At 40.9% G+C, this 17096-nt stretch carries 16 protein-coding genes and 1 pseudogene; 5 read left to right on the forward strand and 12 right to left on the reverse strand.

Annotated features, from left to right (window positions below):
• The 4 genes and pseudogenes from O9332_RS13020 to O9332_RS13040 all read right to left on the reverse strand — a co-directional run.
• A pseudogene (locus O9332_RS13020) lies at positions 1 to 159 on the reverse strand (ISL3 family transposase); the annotation flags it as partial.
• Positions 160 to 573: 414 nt separating this feature from the next.
• Entirely contained in the window at positions 574 to 807 is a 234-nt protein-coding gene (locus O9332_RS13025) for a photosystem I reaction center subunit IV (RefSeq protein WP_002760713.1), read from the reverse strand.
• 78 nt (positions 808 to 885) lie between these two features.
• Positions 886 to 1515: a DUF6391 domain-containing protein gene (locus tag O9332_RS13030; RefSeq protein WP_002760715.1), complete on the reverse strand. Its 630-nt coding sequence runs from the start codon at positions 1513 to 1515 to the stop codon at positions 886 to 888.
• 441 nt (positions 1516 to 1956) lie between these two features.
• Positions 1957 to 2658 (reverse strand): 16S rRNA (uracil(1498)-N(3))-methyltransferase, encoded by a 702-nt coding sequence (locus O9332_RS13040; RefSeq protein WP_002760717.1) that lies wholly within the window; start codon positions 2656 to 2658, stop codon positions 1957 to 1959.
• Between the two features lie 433 nt (positions 2659 to 3091).
• Between O9332_RS13040 and O9332_RS13045 the strand changes: the two genes are divergently transcribed.
• From O9332_RS13045 to O9332_RS13055, 3 genes are all read left to right on the forward strand, one after another.
• Positions 3092 to 3262, forward strand: coding sequence for a hypothetical protein (locus O9332_RS13045; protein WP_002760719.1), 171 nt, complete (start codon positions 3092 to 3094; stop codon positions 3260 to 3262).
• Between the two features lie 284 nt (positions 3263 to 3546).
• Positions 3547 to 5493: an AAA family ATPase gene (locus O9332_RS13050; RefSeq protein WP_002760721.1), complete on the forward strand. Its 1947-nt coding sequence runs from the start codon at positions 3547 to 3549 to the stop codon at positions 5491 to 5493.
• Positions 5493 to 5900, forward strand: a complete 408-nt coding sequence (locus O9332_RS13055) for a hypothetical protein (protein WP_002760723.1) — start codon at positions 5493 to 5495, stop codon at positions 5898 to 5900. Before O9332_RS13050 ends, O9332_RS13055 begins: the two co-directional genes overlap by 1 nt.
• A gap of 42 nt (positions 5901 to 5942) precedes the next feature.
• Here the strand turns inward: O9332_RS13055 and O9332_RS13060 are convergent, their stop codons facing one another.
• From O9332_RS13060 to argS, 4 genes are all read right to left on the reverse strand, one after another.
• Entirely contained in the window at positions 5943 to 6194 is a 252-nt protein-coding gene (locus tag O9332_RS13060; protein WP_002760725.1) for a hypothetical protein, read from the reverse strand.
• A gap of 4 nt (positions 6195 to 6198) precedes the next feature.
• Positions 6199 to 6957, reverse strand: a complete 759-nt coding sequence (locus O9332_RS13065; protein WP_002760726.1) for a hypothetical protein — start codon at positions 6955 to 6957, stop codon at positions 6199 to 6201.
• A gap of 30 nt (positions 6958 to 6987) precedes the next feature.
• Positions 6988 to 7380 carry a Mo-dependent nitrogenase C-terminal domain-containing protein gene (locus tag O9332_RS13070; RefSeq protein WP_002760729.1) on the reverse strand — a complete coding sequence of 131 codons (393 nt, stop codon included), beginning with the start codon at positions 7378 to 7380 and terminating at the stop codon, positions 6988 to 6990.
• Between the two features lie 571 nt (positions 7381 to 7951).
• Positions 7952 to 9709: an arginine--tRNA ligase gene (argS, locus tag O9332_RS13075; RefSeq protein ID WP_288025911.1), complete on the reverse strand. Its 1758-nt coding sequence runs from the start codon at positions 9707 to 9709 to the stop codon at positions 7952 to 7954.
• A 305-nt stretch (positions 9710 to 10014) separates the two neighbouring features.
• On the opposite strand from argS, the gene O9332_RS13080 reads away from it, so the two are divergent.
• Together O9332_RS13080 and O9332_RS13085 are read left to right on the forward strand one after the other, a co-directional pair.
• A complete protein-coding gene (locus O9332_RS13080) occupies positions 10015 to 10269 on the forward strand; it encodes a type II toxin-antitoxin system HicB family antitoxin (protein ID WP_002760732.1) in 255 nt (84 codons plus the stop codon).
• A gap of 3 nt (positions 10270 to 10272) precedes the next feature.
• The gene (locus O9332_RS13085; protein ID WP_288025914.1) at positions 10273 to 10491 is read left to right on the forward strand and encodes a type II toxin-antitoxin system HicA family toxin; all 219 of its coding nucleotides are present in this window, start codon (positions 10273 to 10275) and stop codon (positions 10489 to 10491) included.
• A gap of 22 nt (positions 10492 to 10513) precedes the next feature.
• Here O9332_RS13085 and ispF read toward each other — a convergent pair whose 3' ends face one another.
• From ispF to secA, 4 genes are all read right to left on the reverse strand, one after another.
• Positions 10514 to 10993 carry a 2-C-methyl-D-erythritol 2,4-cyclodiphosphate synthase gene (gene ispF, locus O9332_RS13090; protein ID WP_002760736.1) on the reverse strand — a complete coding sequence of 160 codons (480 nt, stop codon included), beginning with the start codon at positions 10991 to 10993 and terminating at the stop codon, positions 10514 to 10516.
• A gap of 547 nt (positions 10994 to 11540) precedes the next feature.
• Positions 11541 to 12152: a DUF4276 family protein gene (locus O9332_RS13095; RefSeq protein WP_002799501.1), complete on the reverse strand. Its 612-nt coding sequence runs from the start codon at positions 12150 to 12152 to the stop codon at positions 11541 to 11543.
• A 24-nt stretch (positions 12153 to 12176) separates the two neighbouring features.
• Positions 12177 to 13364 carry an AAA family ATPase gene (locus O9332_RS13100; RefSeq protein ID WP_288025917.1) on the reverse strand — a complete coding sequence of 396 codons (1188 nt, stop codon included), beginning with the start codon at positions 13362 to 13364 and terminating at the stop codon, positions 12177 to 12179.
• A gap of 610 nt (positions 13365 to 13974) precedes the next feature.
• Positions 13975 to 16791 (reverse strand): preprotein translocase subunit SecA, encoded by a 2817-nt coding sequence (secA, locus tag O9332_RS13105; protein WP_288025918.1) that lies wholly within the window; start codon positions 16789 to 16791, stop codon positions 13975 to 13977.
• Between the last annotated feature and the right edge of the window lie 305 nt (positions 16792 to 17096).

Genomic DNA, 17096 nt, shown 5'->3' on the forward strand with positions numbered 1-17096 from the left:
TCGATGATTTTGGTGTAGTTTATCGCTCTCTAACCCACAACGAGGACAGGTTGCTTTTTTATTTTTCGATTCGATTCGGCAAACTATACCGATATTTTCTAGGTGTAGATAGCCTTGAATACAGGTTCCTTGTAGGTTCAAAAATTTGTCAAGTATCATAAGTAAAACACTCGGGTTTTTGGCCATTATATCAAATCTTAACTCGATTGTCTATCTTTTGGTATTAACCTATTTGTGCCTTAAGTCCTTCCCTGTATGGGTTTCAGCTACTTTTGAGCGTAGTTGCTCTCATCGAATTTTATTTTAAGTTAATTATTTGCATAACAATTCCCGAAGAGGCCGTTCATTTTATATAGCAATTCCCATAGTTGTGAGGTACAGAGTCTTAGGTTTTGAGGAGTCAGGAGTTAAGATTTTGGTGTACCTCATGAGATTGGGAAACGCTATATTTAATTCCACCCAGCTACTTAACTGATAACTGATAACTGATAACTGATAGCTATAAAAAAACCGACCAACAAGAGAGAATTCCCGTCAGTCAGTCGGTGATGATAGGCCGAATTTTACTCAGCTTTATTTCTTAGCGGGGGCAGCCTTAACGAGTTCCAATTCACTTTCAGCGAAGTTATTGGTATTCAGTCCACCGGCGCTACCACTAAAACCGTGGTAGTTAACAGTATCAAAACGGACGATAACGGGATAGTGGATACCACTTTTATCAACACTGGCTACGGTTCCTACATCGTTGTACCAGTAAGACTCTTTCCGTTTGACTCTAACTTTGGCTCCGCGTTCGATTCCAGGCATAGCTGTTGTTTTTTTTTAGGGTTTAGTTAACAGGTTACAATCAGAGCGAGTTTGCCGAAAGGGTTTTTACTTTAAGTTTTATTGCAAATCTTGCCACTCTGTTTGGACAAAATGCCCCGAACGTCCCCATAGGTCTGCCTTTGGTGCAATGTTAACGATTGTTAAGTTAAAGGGAATGGCTGTGGTCAGGTATTTTTGGGCCGACATTCCCACATCTGGCCCGATTTGAAAAGCGGCGGCGGTGGCTAAACCTAAGCCTAATAACTGAGAAATCGGACCTCTGGGTAAGAGAAGATGAGTTCCTAAGACTAAGCCGGCGGTTAAGGCTAAAGTTACCGATAAATTGGTGCCACAACGCGGATGTAATGCCAATTGCCCCTCGCCATTTTTGAGACGATGGAGTGCCTGTTTGGCGGCGATTTGCAGTTCATTTGTATTAATCTGTCCGTAGAGATAAAAACCCCTATCGGTGGACAGTCCCCCCAGGGCCTCGTTATCCGCAGGGGAGTGGTCAAAAGGCGATTGACGACGGGCAGCCATTTCGCTTAATACCCAGACGGTGGCGTGTTCCAAGGCGTGAACCTGTCGCAGGGTGAGAAATTCTTTGAAACCGGGGATAAAGCCGATTTGTGCCAGTAAATCGCTGTCTTGCTGGGGCGAGGGGTTAAACCAGTCAAAAGAGGGGTTAGAAGGGCTACTAGAGGTCATAAAGTTGCGCTAGGGGGAGTTTTTTCGAGGAAGATTAGGGGGCTATTGGGTTGCAAGGCGGTATCCCAGTAGGTGTCTTCAATGGGAATTGACCAGGGTGGTTTCGACAAAAAAGGGAAAATCTGACCACAGGGTAACTGCTGCTAGTTCTTGCTTTAGGTAAGGTTTGCTGAATAAATCTAAAAACCTTGTTGGATAAGACTTCTAGACTTTTTTGAAATCCAAAAGTGCCGGGCATGGGAGTGAGCAGGGGGAAAATCCCTGGACTTTTTCCCTGAAAATTGGGTAATTGACCACCTGAAAACCGGTAAAACCCTACACCCTACACCCTACACCCCACACCCTGCCCCCACGAAAAACTTTTTCAGCAAATCCTAGGTAAGAAGCGAAATGATTCCAGTTATCTCGATTGCTGGTCTTGGTCATAGAAACTATAGTCAATTAGCTGTCTAAATAGGCGTTAATGATAGCAAGAGCCACTAAGGGAGCGGTAATTGTTCTCAAAATGCGTTTTCCCAGTGATACAGGCACAAAATCAGCAGCGATCGCTTGTTCTATTTCTGTCTCCGTCCATCCCCCTTCCGGTCCAATGGCCATGGTTATCTCGGTTGATGTTTGTAATTGAGAAAGTAGCGGGGCCACTGTTCTACGGGTAACACCAATATAACAAGTTGTCTGTGGGTTAGCTCCCCGCTTAAGGATGGCTAAAAATGGCTGTGGTTCTTCGATAATGGGAATAATCTGTCTTTCTGATTGTTCTACAGCTTCCCGGGCAATTTTTCGCCAACGGTCAATTTTTTGAGGACTAGGATTGACTAAACCGCGTTCTGTCAGCAGCGGGATAATCCGATAAACTCCTAATTCGGTGGCAGCGCGAACGATATCATCAAAGCCATTTTTGGGAATTGCTACCATTAAATTCACTTGTACTGGTAGTTCGCTAGTTTCGTTTATCGCTTCTAAAAGATGGGCCGAATTATCAATTATTTCCGCTAACCACGCTTGTCCTTGTCCATTTAGGGCAATAAAACGGTCATGGGATTTTAAACGAACAACTTTTTTAAGATAATGACTTTGTTCGGGTGTTAAGACAATTAACCCGTTTTCTAGGGTATTAAAATCAAGAAGAAGACGATAATACAAGGCGGTTTAGTCTATATTGCTATTGTGTTCAGAATCACTGTCAGCTAAGTAGGTAGGTGTTAAAAGTTGTCAGATCCCCCCGCCTATCGGCACCCCCCTTATCAAGGGGGGCAGGGGGGATCAGAGGCAAAATCTATCTTCAATTTAATTATAACTACTTACTTATCTATTTTAGCTTTTATGGTGTTTTTGTATAAGGTTGAGAGTAGATTAGCTTATAGCAGTTATCTTAATGGTGAAGTACGAAGTTTTCCTTTTGGGTAGTCGGTCGTCAATACCAAATTAGGTTATACTTCATGTTTATGACAAAGGCTATAACTTACTATGGCCTTACCTACTCAGATATGTTATAAAATTTATCCTCATCAAGGTATATCTTGGCCAATAGGAATTAAGACTTGACAATCCCCACTCCCTAACCCACAAAAAATTCATGGACATAACTGCTAAAATTGAAGAACTGGCACAAAAATATGAGATACCTCCCCAACTGCTCAAGGAAGCCATGGCTTTAGAAGTAGAAAAAATTACTCTAAAAAATCGGCAGCTATCACCTAAAATTGTCAAACTTATCGAAAAATATACCGACTCCCCACAATCATAAATTTTATAGATATCTTGCATAATTTATTTTTGGTAAGTAGGGAGGCACAATTATTTGTAGGATGGGTTAGCGGTAGCGTAACATAATCGGGCGTTGGGTTTCATGCTTCAACCCAACCTACGTTCATCTTAAATTCCACCCACCCACTTAGTTTAAAAACGACAAAAATAAATATTAAGTTGCATAAAATATCTAAATAAACCATTCTTAATTTTCCTGATTACTGACCACTGGCTACTGACTCCTAACCAACCACAAAATTTTTGATTTTTACAAGAGTTCTTATGACTTTGAGACTGAAACAAATTCGCTTAACTAATTGGAAATGTTATCCTAGTCAAAATATTACTTTTAACCTGCATCCCGACAGAAAAATTCAGATTATCTTCGGTAATAATGGTCACGGTAAAACTTCTCTGATGACAGGTATTTTATGGTGTCTCTATGGTGGAGATATTGTATCTAAAGAGACTTTGAAAACCTATTTTTATCGAGGTGAGGGGGATTCTTCATCAGCAGAAGAAAAAGAAATGCGGGTAGAATTAAATTTTATTAAAAACGAGAAAAATTACTTTATCAGTCGCCAAGCGAAATTAAAATTTAATGGTAGCAGTTCCTATCCTAGCGTAGAGGAAGCATTATTTTATGAAGATGGAACCATGAGAAGTAACTCTAGGGAATATATCGAAGCATTGCTTCCTAAATCTATTCGAGATTTTTTCTGTTTTGATGGCTTAAAAATCGAACAATATACCCAGATAACTCAAACTAAAGAAGCAAAAGAAGCAATTGAAAAAGTTTTGGGTATCCCGGAATTAAGAAATCTGCGTGATGATACAGAAAAAGCCTTGCAAGAATTAGAAAACCGTTTAAATAAAGCCAAGGGAACCAGTCAAACCTTTAGAGATAAGCTGCAAGAATTACGAGAATTAGAAGAAGACATTGATCTTAAAAAAGGTCAGCTTAAAAATGCCAAAGATAGCGAAAAATATGCTATAATTATCTACCAAGACGCTCAAGAAAAAGCCGCTCAGATTGAAAGTTTACGAGAAAAATTAGAGGAAATTCATAACTTAGAGAAAAAGCGTATCGGTTTACAAACTCAGTTAGATAACCTGCAAAAGTCTATCGATTCTTGGTTAAAAAAAGCTTCGATACCTTTGCTGATTAACTTTGTACAGGAAATGGTCGATGATTTGCAAGTTACTAGCTTAAAAAGCACTTATAAAACTAATTCTACAGCAATTTTACAAGCAATACTTGACGATGAAAGCTGTCTATGTGGTCGTTGTTTAGATAAAAATTCTCGGGACTTTATCCTTCAACAAATTGCCGAACTAGAGTCCTTAGAAGTGGATAACGCCACCAGAATAGAAAAAGACCAAATTAGAATTGATTTACAGGGAATTATGCGAGATAATGCTAAATTTAGCAATTATAGTCAATTACTTTTGCAAAGAGATCGTTTAGAAGAAGAAATCGAAGAAATTAATCAACATATTAGACAGCTAAAACAGGAAACCACGGGAATAGATCAAGACTCGGTGAGGGAGATTTGGCGAAAAGTTGGCGAATCTGGTAAAAATGTTGAGATGATCCAAGAAAGGATCGAACGCTTGCAAAAGGAAATCGAAATCAAAGAAAAGCAATTAGAAAATTTACGCAAAGAAGTGGAAATTTTAGCTAGTGAAAATCAGACCACATGGATGTTATCTAATCAGGTTAAAATGGCCAGAGGTTTAAAAAATGCCACTAACGAATTAATCGAATGGCATATCGATAATTCCCAAAAAATGATTAATCAAGTAACCAGCGATCGCTATTTACAAGTAACCAACAAACCGGAGGAATATAGAGGAGTAGAAATCACTCCCGAATACACTTTAGGAATCCGTACCATCACAGGAAAATTATTAAATCCCGATGTCTTAAGTGCGGGAGAAAAGGAAGCTTTAGCTTTTGCTTTTATCACAGGTTTAAATCAAATAACCGATACTTGTGTTCCCCTAATTATGGATACACCTTTTGGTCATTTAGATCAAGAACATCAAAAAAATATTATTAACTCTCTTCCTAATTTAAACTCCCAAGTGATTATTTTAGCCACGGATCGCGATCTTCCCGATCCACTTTTAAATCTGCTGCGTCCCCACACTACCGATATTTTAAAAATACACCGTTTGGCTGCCGATGAAGATGCTTCCGTGATTGAAGTGATGGAGAATTACTAATGCAGAGAATCGATCCCAGTTTGAAGATTTATGCCTCGGAAACTTCCAGAAATTATCTACAGGTACTAAAAGATAATAAAACCTTTGAGCGCATGGTAGATGCCTATTTATTCGCCGCTGCTTTTGCCATTAAACAAGACTTCAGTATCTACGGAACCACTCTGAGCAATCGACAAGATTTAATTACTATTAGCCAAATCGATCCAGAAGTTATTTTAGCTTTAACCGCAGGAATTTATATTATCTGTAAAAAGAATTCCTATCCTCAACCCAGCGATGGCAAAGAAGTTTTAGATAAGATCTGTCAATACGCAGAAGTGGGATTAAGGGAATTAAAAGAACGCTGGCAAGGCAAAGTCAGCAATCAAATCCAAGCTGATATTGAGAGAATTATCAATAATCTCTAAAATTCTCCCTATCTAACCATCTTTTTTAGGGATAACGACAAATTAGATTCTTTCCACACTGCCAAAAAAGACGGGTTCCACGCGAATAGCAATGACACTAGCCGGACGTAAAACCATATATTCCCCTTGGATATTTCTGATCGGAACATTGATAAAATCCTGGGAATCGGCTTTCGGAACTAATTCATTACTGTACCACTTTTGAAATTCTTGGATGGTCAAAAAACGGACTTCCTCGCGATGTCCACTGCTTAAGAACAAATGTACAGCGTACTCGTCAGCTTTTCTACTCATTTTTTTAACTAATCAGATTGAATTTTTGTAATAAAGTTGCCATTAAAGGCGGGAAAGTGAGACGCAATTCGCTCAGATCCGAGAAAATTAATTTTTGGTAGCTTGGCAGGTCAAAAGCTAGTTTACCCTTTAATTCCGCTCGATTTTGATAGGTTAACAGAATTTGTCCGCCCTGTTTACAAGCGATCGCATAACCTAATTCTACACCCACTAGGGGACTGGGCAGTAATTCCGTTTCCTTTTGGCTAATCGCCGTAGCATCGGCAATAAATAATAAACTTTTGCGAATTTGGCGTAATTGACTATCACTCAATCTGGTGACATTGCCCTCAGTTCGGGGCGTTTCTTCCATGGTTAAGGGCAAACGGGAGCGTTTATTGAGATTTTCGACGGTTTCGGTCAAAACTGTTTTTAAAGCGGTGCTAGAGTCCTTAAATTGGCTTTGGGAGCTAAAATAAATGACGGGATCCAACCAAGCGCTGAGGTCCTGTTTAGTAAAGTAAATTTCTTGGGAAATCAGGTCAATATTCGAGATGACGTAACCGCCACTACCTTCGAGGTAAAATTCCACCCTTTCCCCTTCTAGATAGCGTTGGAACCAGACAGAACCCTGTATCGTCAGACTATCATCGAGAAAATCGGCTCTTAAACCCGATTTTAAGAGACTATTGCGACTTAAGCGCAAGTCGTGGGGACGTTTGACAACCTCGCGGATAGGTTCGTATTTGTCCAGATACCAAGCTTTCAGGGCAATGATGGCCATAGGTGTGGCGATTAAAGACACTCACCCATTCTAGCAGTAAGCACCGATATCCTCTCCACATTCATCGGCTAGGTAAGAAAGAGCGCGAAATCTTAACATCATTAGGTTTTCGTAGAGGGGATTTAGCTTGCAAAGGGGCGGAATCTCTAGAATTGTCCGGCTAAATAGGGTAATTTTCCGCGCAAAGGGACATTGAGCCGGAATTAGACGACAAATCCGATGAGCCAGTGCAGGTGTATTAATTTCTAGGCGGTCAATTCGTTGCCGCAGGGGTTGCCATAAATCCCATTTTGGTTGCGGTGACGGGTTTTTCCGATTGCCTTTCGACCAAGGGGCGATCCAATTAGAGACAATTATTTTATTTGTGGTATAATCTGATACATCAGCATCGGCCATAGTCTTACCTTCTATTGATTGACTCATAAGGTTCTATCTGAGATTACGACAGGGCGAACAATCTTTCCCGAAAATCCTCTGGGACGTTCGGACATTTGACCGCTTTAACGATAACATCTCTGGGATAAAATTACTCGTTAAGACTACACAGTAACGCTGGGGCTGCGGAGAGGAAATTTGAACTTTTGTACTAATTCCCGATCTCCGAGTTATCACCTGAAAGCTAATAGGCAACAGACGACAATAAGATAACGTCACGAGTGAGTTTAACTAGATTAATCTCTAAGCTTCGCCCAAAGATATTGGCTCTGATTAGAGCTATTTCTAGGTTAGCAAAAACTCAGGTTTTTTCACGTCAGCATAGTACACTTTTTCTGGGTATAAAATATCACCCAGTTTTTGTCAAAGATACGCAATCCAAGCTGTGGGGTGTGGGGTGTGGGGTGTAGGGTGTGGGGTGTAGGGTGTGGGAATTATGAATTATGAATTGGAAATTGGGGAGTTTTTTGCTGTGAATAGTAAACTGTGAACTGATAACGGATAACTGATTACTGATAACTGATAACTGATAACTGATAACTGATTACTGATTACTGATTTACATTCTTTCCAAAACGGGGATACCCAAGAGATATAAGCCTAATTTGAGGGTTCTTGCCGTTAAATCACACAAAACTAAACGAGAGGTTTTAATCGGTTCTGCTGCTTTCAGAACGGGACAATTCTCGTAGAAACGATTATACTTTTTACTGAGTTCATAAAGATAATCACATAAACGATTGGGTAATAAATCCTCTTCCACGGCACTAATTACTTCCGGCAGTTGCAGTAATTGTTTAGCCAAAATTAATTCGCTTTCATCCTTGAGAATTAGCGGTGAATTGGCACTTAAATCCTGAAAATTAATACCACCTTCGCGACTGATACTCTGGACCCTAGCGTAAGCGTACAGCATATAGGGGGCGGTGTTGCCTTGCAGATTGAGCATTTTGTCGTAACTGAAAACGTAGTTACTATTGCGATTTTGGCTGAGATCGGCGTATTTAACGGCACTTAAACCGACAGTTTCGGCAGTCTTAGCGATAAAATCGCCGGTTTCTTCTCTTTCCTCGCTTGCCAGTCTTTTTTCTAAGTCAGCTAGGGAACAGGCGATCGCTTGATCGAGTAGTTCTTGTAATTTTACCGTCTCCCCGGAACGAGTTTTTAATTTTTTACCATCTTCCCCTAAAACTAATCCAAAAGCGACGTGAACCACTGCCACATTATCGGGTAAAAATCCCGCTTTTTTAGCCACCTGAAATACTTGGGCAAAATGGTTAGCTTGTCCAGCATCGGTGACATAAATTATTCTTGCGGCTTTATCTTGACGCACTCGATAACAAATTGCCGCTAAATCGGTGGTGGCGTAATTATAACCGCCGTCGGATTTCTTGACAATTAGGGGTAAAGGATCGCCCTCTTTGTTGGTAAAACCATCGAGAAAGACGCATAAAGCACCGTTGTCTTCTGTTAGCAATCCCTGTTGATCTAATTCTCTGATTACCGCTTCCAGGTAGGGATTATAAAAAGATTCCCCCCTTTCGGTCAGTTTTATATCGAGAATATCATAGATTTTCTGAAATTCCCGTCGTGATTGTTGACAAAGTAACTGCCATGCTTGACGACTTTGAGGATCACCCGACTGTAATTTTACTACGGCTTGACGGGCAGTTTCTTTAAAGTTTTCGTCTTCATCAAAACGAATTTTGGCCTTTTTATAAAAGCTAACTAAATCCCCTAAATCGAGAGCATCTGCTTGGGTTAAAGCGCTAGGATAAGCTTCTTGTAGATAGGTGATTAACATCCCGAATTGAGTACCCCAATCCCCGACGTGATTAAGACGAATTACTTGATGATGACGAAATTCCAAAATCCGAGCAATACAATCACCGATTATAGTCGATCGCAAGTGACCGACGTGCATTTCTTTGGCAATATTGGGACTGGAAAAATCGACAATAATTTTTTGACTGGGGTTAGCGGTGGCAACTCCTAAACGGTTGTCAGTAATTAGGTCTTTTAATTGGGTTTCTAGATAACTGGGTTTAAGGGTAAGATTAATAAAACCGGGTCCGGCAATTTCGGGGGTTTGACAGAGATCATCTATCTCTAGATTTTTTAGTAAAGTCGCCGCCACTTCCCGCGGTTTTTGTTTTAATTCTTTGGCTAAAGAGAGGGAAATATTACATTGATAATCGCCAAAACGGGGGTTACTAGCGGCCACAATTAGAGGATCGGTATCAGCGAAGTTTTCCCCAAAGGATTTAACTAGGGATTGGGAAAAACGCTCTTTTATTTGTTGGATAATGGCAGTCATAGAGAGAATTTAGCAGTTAGGGATTAGACAAAAATCGGGAAGGAATCGGTTAGCTTCTTGGCAGTAACCCGATTATGGGTCGAATTAGCTACTGAAGATGGCGATTGATGGTATTCTTTCAAGATTTTTTTGATGATCTTTTGTGGTGTATTCATTATAGTTTCGAGCCAACGAGATTAACACTCCAGACAACTCAGGTTATTGACCATCTTACCTGATCATAATCTGAAGGCGAATCCAATGCAGCTGGCTGCTGGGAAACATTTGCTTTAATATAGTAAGTAAGCTTTACCAATAGTACAACCATGTTAGCCAGTTATATTGATCAAGCGATGGCATTGGCTCAATACGAAATCATCGAAGAAGATGGCACTTATTGGGGTGAAATTCCACCCCTTCAGGGAGTTTGGGCAAATCACGCCAATCTAGAAGATTGCCGGCAAGAATTGCGCGAAGCTTTAAGCGATTGGATTGCTTTGCGTCTGTGTTTAGGTTTGCCAATTCCATTGTTAGCAGGAATAGATCTTAATCTCCTTCCTCAACCCATGTCTTCAATTTAAGATATGCCTAAATTAACCGCCATATCATGGCTTAATCTAGTTCAAAGATTACGAGAACTTGGGTTTGACGGTCCCTACGCTGGGGGTAAACACCCTCAAATGCGTCGCGATAATTTAACGATAATTATCCCCAATCCTCATCAAGGTGAAATAGGGGTAGGACTGTTAAAACGCATTCTCAATCAAGGGGGTATTACCAGGGAAGAATGGCTGGGAGAATAGCAGGGAAAACACCGTATTTAACCTACTCCTTAACCAATAAAACCACGGCATAAACTGCGATACCTTCTTCTCGTCCTACCGGTCCCAATTGTTCGTTAGTAGTGGCTTTAATTCCCACCTGTTCCGGATTAATTTTGAGAGTTGCTGCTAACTTGGCTCGCATCGCAATAAGGTGGGATTTCATTTTCGGTTTTTCGGCGACAATTACCGAATCAATATTATTAATCTGCCAACCTTTATCGATAATTAATTGATTAACTTGTTCTAATAATTTTAAACTATTCGCCCCTTGCCATTGCGGGTCTGTGGGGGGAAAATAATGACCGATATCGCCTAAACTAAGCGCCCCCAGCATGGCATCCATAATAGCGTGGGTTAAGACATCGGCATCACTATGACCCAATAACCCGACAGTATGGGCAATTTCTACTCCTCCTAAAATTAAAGGTCTTCCTGTTACCAATCGGTGGATATCGTAGCCGTTACCAATACGAATATTCATAGAGCAGTCTCCTTGAAGTTATATTAATTATCTTATCGCAAAAGGGAACAAGTTAGGGAAATCTTTTCCCTAACTTGTCCTTATTAGTTAATTAGCTAGGAAGGATGAACTATTCTGCTGAAGTTTTTCCCAATACAATGAAAGCTTATACTAAATTGATTTTTGATAGTATCATTAACTGCCAATCCAACTTTAAAAACCCACTTCCCACTTGCCACTCTATACTTGTTAAATAAGATTTAGTATAACTCGATCGCTGTTAAAATTGCGGTAGAATCAGGAGAGGGTTGGGTTTCATGCTTCAAACCAACCTACGTTCTTTTTCAATAAGATTTATAGCGTTTTTCAGTCTGCTGAGGTACAAAAGTTATGGGTTTTAGGCACTCATGCAAAAGGGAAGAAAAATAGGTGTACCTCACTAGCTTCGGAAACGCTATAGTTAAACACCGAATTTTGAACAATTATGCAACAATTTATTCAACAGTTAAAAATCGATTTATCCTTGACAGTGATCTAGCAGTTTCATCATTTACTTTCCTAAATATCCTTAGCTAATCATCGCCAATAAACCTTGATAAAAAATCTGAAAACTAGGAGAACAATTATGAGCAGGAGTCATAAATTGAGAAATTTCTCGGGCTGCTTTCACTTTTTCTAAACCTCCTCGATGATACCCAGCTTTTTGAAGTATCTTTTCTAAGTTTTCCCAAGTTCCCCCCGTAATTTCATCGGGTTTTCTGTATTTTGCTTGCTGTCCCACATTAGTAGAAACTTTGGGATAGGCTGAGACTATAGCCTGAATATCACCAAAAAACCAAGCTTCTAGTTCTTCTATAGCAATTCTATTTAACACCTGAAATGTTTTTTTATCTTCACTAATCGTTTTGGTGATCAGTCCTGTTTGTTGGGCAATATTTTCTAACTTTTCTTTGAGCATTTGACAATCTTCATTGTCTCTATCTACAAGAATAATGATTCGATAATCATCGGGTATCCAGCATTGATAGCCTTTTAATCGCTCCGGTAGTTTTTTGATTAAATCGGATTTACCTCGAAAGGCATGAATTTTATAGGTGACATTCTCAAATAATATTTTAGGTAAAATTTGATTTAAACATTCTTGGGTAGAAAATTCTTCAACTAAAAATTCAAGATGCACTTTTTTCCTCCTTTGCTATTAAACTTAAATGCTAGGATTCCCCACATCAAAATAGTCCTCCATCCATAATTGACCCAACAAAGCACCATTTTGAATAAATTCCTTAACTCCTTGCATTGCTGAAGTACGTTTAGCTTGAGTAAAACCATTTTCATCTCGATAAAGTACCCAAACCTCCTCTGGTTTCAAACCATCTACAAAAAAGGGAGAATGAGTTGTTACCATTAATTGTGTACTTGCGGTCGCTGCCCGACATTCTTCTGCTAATTCAGGTAATAAACGGGGATGAAGATGATTTTCTGGTTCTTCTATTCCCAGTAATTGCGGAGGGCTTGGATCATATAATATAGTTAAATAAGCTAACATTTTTAAAGTGCCATCGGAGGCAAATTTGGCAAGAATTGGCTCTTGAAAAGGTGCGTCTTTAATTTGAAGTAAAAGCTGTCCATTCGGCATAATAGATGCTTCGACTTTTTCTAATCTAGGAATTCGACGAGAAAGGGTTTGTAAAATAGATTCTAATCGTTGAGGATGATCTTCTTTTAAATATTGAATAACATTAGGTAAATTGTCACCAGTTGGCGATAATCTTTCTTGCGCTCCTGCTTCTGGTTGAGTGCGAGTATTATCTGCGGTTAAGTAGGAAAGATACCAACTTGTGATAAAACGACGCAAAGCACTAACCCGGGGATGTTTGGCCAATTGTCCGAGGGTACTAACAGCTAAAAATTCCGGGGAGTCTAATCGTTCAGAAATTCGTTCATCTTCTTCTTGGGGATTTTCTCCACTAATCACTATTCCTTCCCCTTCTTTAAAGTCTAAAAAGCGATAAGGTTTGCCCCTCGCTCCTTGTCTCCACTGTAACCATTCTTCGGCAACATAAGGGCGATTGTTAGCTTCATTAATAGCCAAATGATAGGTAATTAAAGGTGATGCCAATTTTTCTCGATATTTTAATTCGATAATGATGTAACCTTCTTGTCCTCTGGTTCTTAATTCTTTAAATCTTCCCCGTCTGTCCCAAGCTTTTTTTAAACCAACAGTAAAACATTCAGAGAGGAAAGCAAAGACATCAAATATGGTAGATTTTCCGCTCCCATTAGGACCGAGAAAAACGGTTAAAGGAGTAATGCTTTTTAATTCTAAGTCCTGTAAAGCTCGGTAATTTTGCACGCGCAGATTTTCGATTCGAGGTATAGAGTTTTTAGACATTGATTGTTGCTCTCTGCTGCTTTTAGCTCGTCTTGTCCCAGATTAGCTGTTAATTTTCCCAGTTCCCGCAAAAAACTGGTCAATTTTTAGTAATCTCGCTCTTCTGGACTGGTTATAGCAAATTAGCTCTCCTGATTCTACCGCAATTTTAACAGCGATCGAGTTATACTAAATCTTATTTAACAAGAACGTAGGTTGGGCTTCGGCCGTGAGCTTTTGCCGAACGGTTGAAGCATGAAACCCAACGCTCTCCCGATTCTGCCGCACTCCGAGTTTTTTCTTGGGGATAATCTCCTAACTTCTGACCATCTACTGTCGATTACCGCAAAGGATAGCCATTTATTCTATCAGATTGAGAAGATATTAAGTATGATAACACTTGTGATTATGTTTTTCGCTGCCTTGCTGGCAGCTGCCGATTTTACTTACCAAGTTTTGATTCATTTTCCCGTACAAATCCTCAATTTTTTGGGGTCGTTACTGTCCTATGGAGTGATTGTACTGATAATTTTTGTCCTAGTGTGGATTGTGGGTGACTGATTTCTCAGGGAAAAAAAATGAGAGAATCAGCCTTAGCCAATTCTCCCCAATTTAAGCCAACTTTTAGTTTTTACTGTTCACTAGCCACTGCTTGGGGTTGTCCTTGCGGTTGGAATTGGAACATGGAATAAACCACATTGCGACGGATATCAATCATCATTTCTAAAAACATCTCGTAGCCTTCCTGTTTATACTCAATTAGGGGGTCTTTTTGACCGTAACCGCGTAAACCAATCGACTCGCGTAAAGCTTCCATAGCTTGCAGGTGTTCGCGCCATAACATATCGATTTGTTGCAGGATAAAATAACGTTCGGCATCGCGCATTAAACCGGGACGAATACTATCCACTTGACGTTCTTTAATTTCGTAAGCTTTGCGAACTTCTTCGTGTAGGAACATCTTGATATCATTAACACTCATATCCTCGATATCTTTAGCGGTAATATCTGCCAAGAGATAGACGAATTCCTGAGATTTACTAATCAGTTTTTCTAAATCCCATTCTTCCGCCGGCAGTTCGGGATTAATATAAGCCATGACGATTTCATCCATGGTTTTTTCGGCGTATTGCAGCACCTGTTCTTTTAAGTCCATCCCCTCCAAAACCCGACGACGTTCGGCATAAATAGCGCGCCGTTGATTATTCATCACCTCGTCGTATTCAAACACCTGTTTCCGGGCATCATAATAGAAGGTTTCCACTTTTCTTTGCGCGCCTTCCAAGGAACGAGTCAACATTCCCGACTCAATGGGCATATCTTCTTCCACCCGGAAGGCATCCATTAAACCCGCCACGCGGTCGCCTCCAAAAATCCGCAATAAATTGTCTTCTAGGCTTAAAAAGAAGCGTGTAGAACCGGGGTCGCCCTGTCTGCCCGCCCGGCCTCGCAATTGGTTGTCAATACGGCGGGATTCGTGGCGTTCCGTCCCGATAACGTGCAGTCCGCCCCTTTCTACTACTTCATCGTGTTCTTTACCTGTGTAATCTTCATAACTTTTGCGAATTAATTTATAGACTTCGCGTAACTTTTGAATAACCGGGTCATCCGTGGGGGCTTTTTCGGCCGCGATGGCGATTTTTTCTTCTACTTCTAATTCGGGTAAACTTTGAGTTCCGTGGGTATCAACGGCAAATTTAACCGCTTCTTTCAGGGCATTTTCTACCTCTTTCGGTAACTCGGTGGGAAAAATTTCCGCCGAGGCGCGCCAGTTTTTTTTCTTCTTACCTGGGGCGAATCCTTGCGGGCGATTGCGTTCTCCTAAACTGGGTAAACTAAAGGCCAAATTGTCATCTTCGGGCATAACTAATTTCGGCATTAAATACTCGCGAATTTTCAATCGGGCCATATAGTCGGAGTTACCACCGAGGATGATATCGGTTCCCCGTCCCGCCATGTTCGTGGCAATGGTTACGGCCCCGGCCCGGCCTGCTTGGGCGACGATTTCCGATTCCCTTTCCACGTTTTCCGGACGAGCATTAAGTAAGTTATGGGGAATCTTTCTTTCCTGTAATAAAAGCGAAAGCACTTCCGATTTTTCCACACTGGTAGTACCGACTAAAACCGGGCGACCCTGTTCGTGCATTTGTTGACATTCTTCAGCGACGGCGTTCCATTTTGCCTGTTCATTTTTATAGACCACATCGGCTAAATCTTGCCGACGAGAAACGCGGTTAGTGGGAATAATTGTTACTTGCAGGTTATAGACTTTTTCTAGTTCCGTTTCTTCGGTTTTGGCCGTCCCGGTCATGCCGGATAATTTCGGATAGAGTAGGAAAAAGTTTTGATAGGTAATCGTGGCTAAGGTTTGGGTTTCCTGTTGAATTTCTACCCCTTCCTTAGCCTCCACTGCCTGATGCAAACCATCGCCCCAACGTCGCCCCGGTAATACCCGTCCCGTGAACTCATCAACGATAACAATTTCACCACTGCGAACGATATAGTTAACGTCTTTTTTCTGGAGTTCTTTGGCACGAATAGCGTTAGAAATATAGTGCGCCCAGGGATTTTCTTGGTCGTATAAATCGGTAACTCCTAATAGTTCTTCCGCTCTTTTAAAGCCTTCATCGGTCATTAAAACGTTACGGTCTTTTTCGTTAACTTCGTAGTCTCCCGGTCCGTCTTCTACTTTTTGGCGCACTAATTGCTTGGCGATTTCGGCGGCGAGAATATATTTTTCTGTGGGCCGATCGATCGCTCCTGATATAATTAATGGGGTTCTGGCTTCATCGATAAGAATGGAGTCCACTTCGTCGATAACGCAGTAGTTAAAGGGTCTTTGGACAACTTCCCCCATCACTGTAGCCATGTTATCGCGCAGATAATCGAAGCCGAGTTCGCTGTTAGTGGTGTAGGTGATGTCACAGGCATAATTTTTCTTTCTTTCTTCTGGACTCATGCCGGCTTGAATTAGTCCCACACTTAACCCTAAAAAGCGATGTACCTGCCCCATCCATTCCGCGTCACGACGGGCGAGATAATCGTTGACGGTGACGACGTGAACCCCTTTTCCGGTCAATCCATTCAAATAAGCGGGGAGAGTGGCAACCAGGGTTTTTCCTTCCCCGGTTTTCATCTCGGCGATTTGTCCTTTGTGCAGTACCATTCCCCCCAATAACTGCACGTCAAAGTGACGCATCCCTAAGACTCGGATTCCCGCTTCCCGGACAATGGCGAAAGCTTCGGGGAGGATTTCCTCGAGAATCTCCTCTCTTTCGTCATAATTTCTCGCTTTGTCTAATCTTTCCTTAAATTCGCTGGTTTTGCCCCTTAATTCCTCATCGGATAGGTTTTTAATGTCTTCTTCCAGCAGGTTGATTTCGGTGACGAGGGGCTGAAATTTTTTAATTTTGCGGGCGTTGGGATCTCCGAGTAGGGCTTTTAACATAGCAGTTTTTATTCTCTCGCTTCGATTGGCTCTTGGTCTGTGGTGTTAACAATTGTATCACTCTCGTTGGGAGTAGAGAGTCATTTATCGGTGAACAGGGACGGCGTTGTCAGATTCAGAAGAGGAAAGATGCAATGCTCCCAACTGATTCGGAGCATCTTTCAATTTGACAACGCCGATTGTAGGGCTAATTCATGAATTAGCCCTACGCCGATTGTAGGGCTAATTCCACTGCTAAATCGAGCGACTCTTGTTCCCCACTTAAGCCCAACTATCGGCACTATTCGTTCATTAAACACTAATTG

It is taken from the genome of Microcystis sp. LE19-10.1B (assembly GCF_027530565.1).
GTDB classification, from domain to species: Bacteria; Cyanobacteriota; Cyanobacteriia; order Cyanobacteriales; family Microcystaceae; genus Microcystis; species Microcystis aeruginosa.

Coding starts and splice junctions, on each gene's coding strand:
- O9332_RS13025 (WP_002760713.1), bottom strand. CDS start 807: ATGCCTGGAATCGAACGCGGAGCCAAAGTTAGAGTCAAACGGAAAGAG.
- O9332_RS13030 (WP_002760715.1), bottom strand. CDS start 1,515: ATGACCTCTAGTAGCCCTTCTAACCCCTCTTTTGACTGGTTTAACCCC.
- O9332_RS13045 (WP_002760719.1), top strand. CDS start 3,092: ATGGACATAACTGCTAAAATTGAAGAACTGGCACAAAAATATGAGATA.
- O9332_RS13050 (WP_002760721.1), top strand. CDS start 3,547: ATGACTTTGAGACTGAAACAAATTCGCTTAACTAATTGGAAATGTTAT.
- O9332_RS13055 (WP_002760723.1), top strand. CDS start 5,493: ATGCAGAGAATCGATCCCAGTTTGAAGATTTATGCCTCGGAAACTTCC.
- O9332_RS13060 (WP_002760725.1), bottom strand. CDS start 6,194: ATGAGTAGAAAAGCTGACGAGTACGCTGTACATTTGTTCTTAAGCAGT.
- O9332_RS13065 (WP_002760726.1), bottom strand. CDS start 6,957: ATGGCCATCATTGCCCTGAAAGCTTGGTATCTGGACAAATACGAACCT.
- O9332_RS13070 (WP_002760729.1), bottom strand. CDS start 7,380: ATGAGTCAATCAATAGAAGGTAAGACTATGGCCGATGCTGATGTATCA.
- argS (WP_288025911.1), bottom strand. CDS start 9,709: ATGACTGCCATTATCCAACAAATAAAAGAGCGTTTTTCCCAATCCCTA.
- O9332_RS13080 (WP_002760732.1), top strand. CDS start 10,015: ATGTTAGCCAGTTATATTGATCAAGCGATGGCATTGGCTCAATACGAA.
- O9332_RS13085 (WP_288025914.1), top strand. CDS start 10,273: ATGCCTAAATTAACCGCCATATCATGGCTTAATCTAGTTCAAAGATTA.
- ispF (WP_002760736.1), bottom strand. CDS start 10,993: ATGAATATTCGTATTGGTAACGGCTACGATATCCACCGATTGGTAACA.
- O9332_RS13100 (WP_288025917.1), bottom strand. CDS start 13,364: ATGTCTAAAAACTCTATACCTCGAATCGAAAATCTGCGCGTGCAAAAT.
- secA (WP_288025918.1), bottom strand. CDS start 16,791: ATGTTAAAAGCCCTACTCGGAGATCCCAACGCCCGCAAAATTAAAAAA.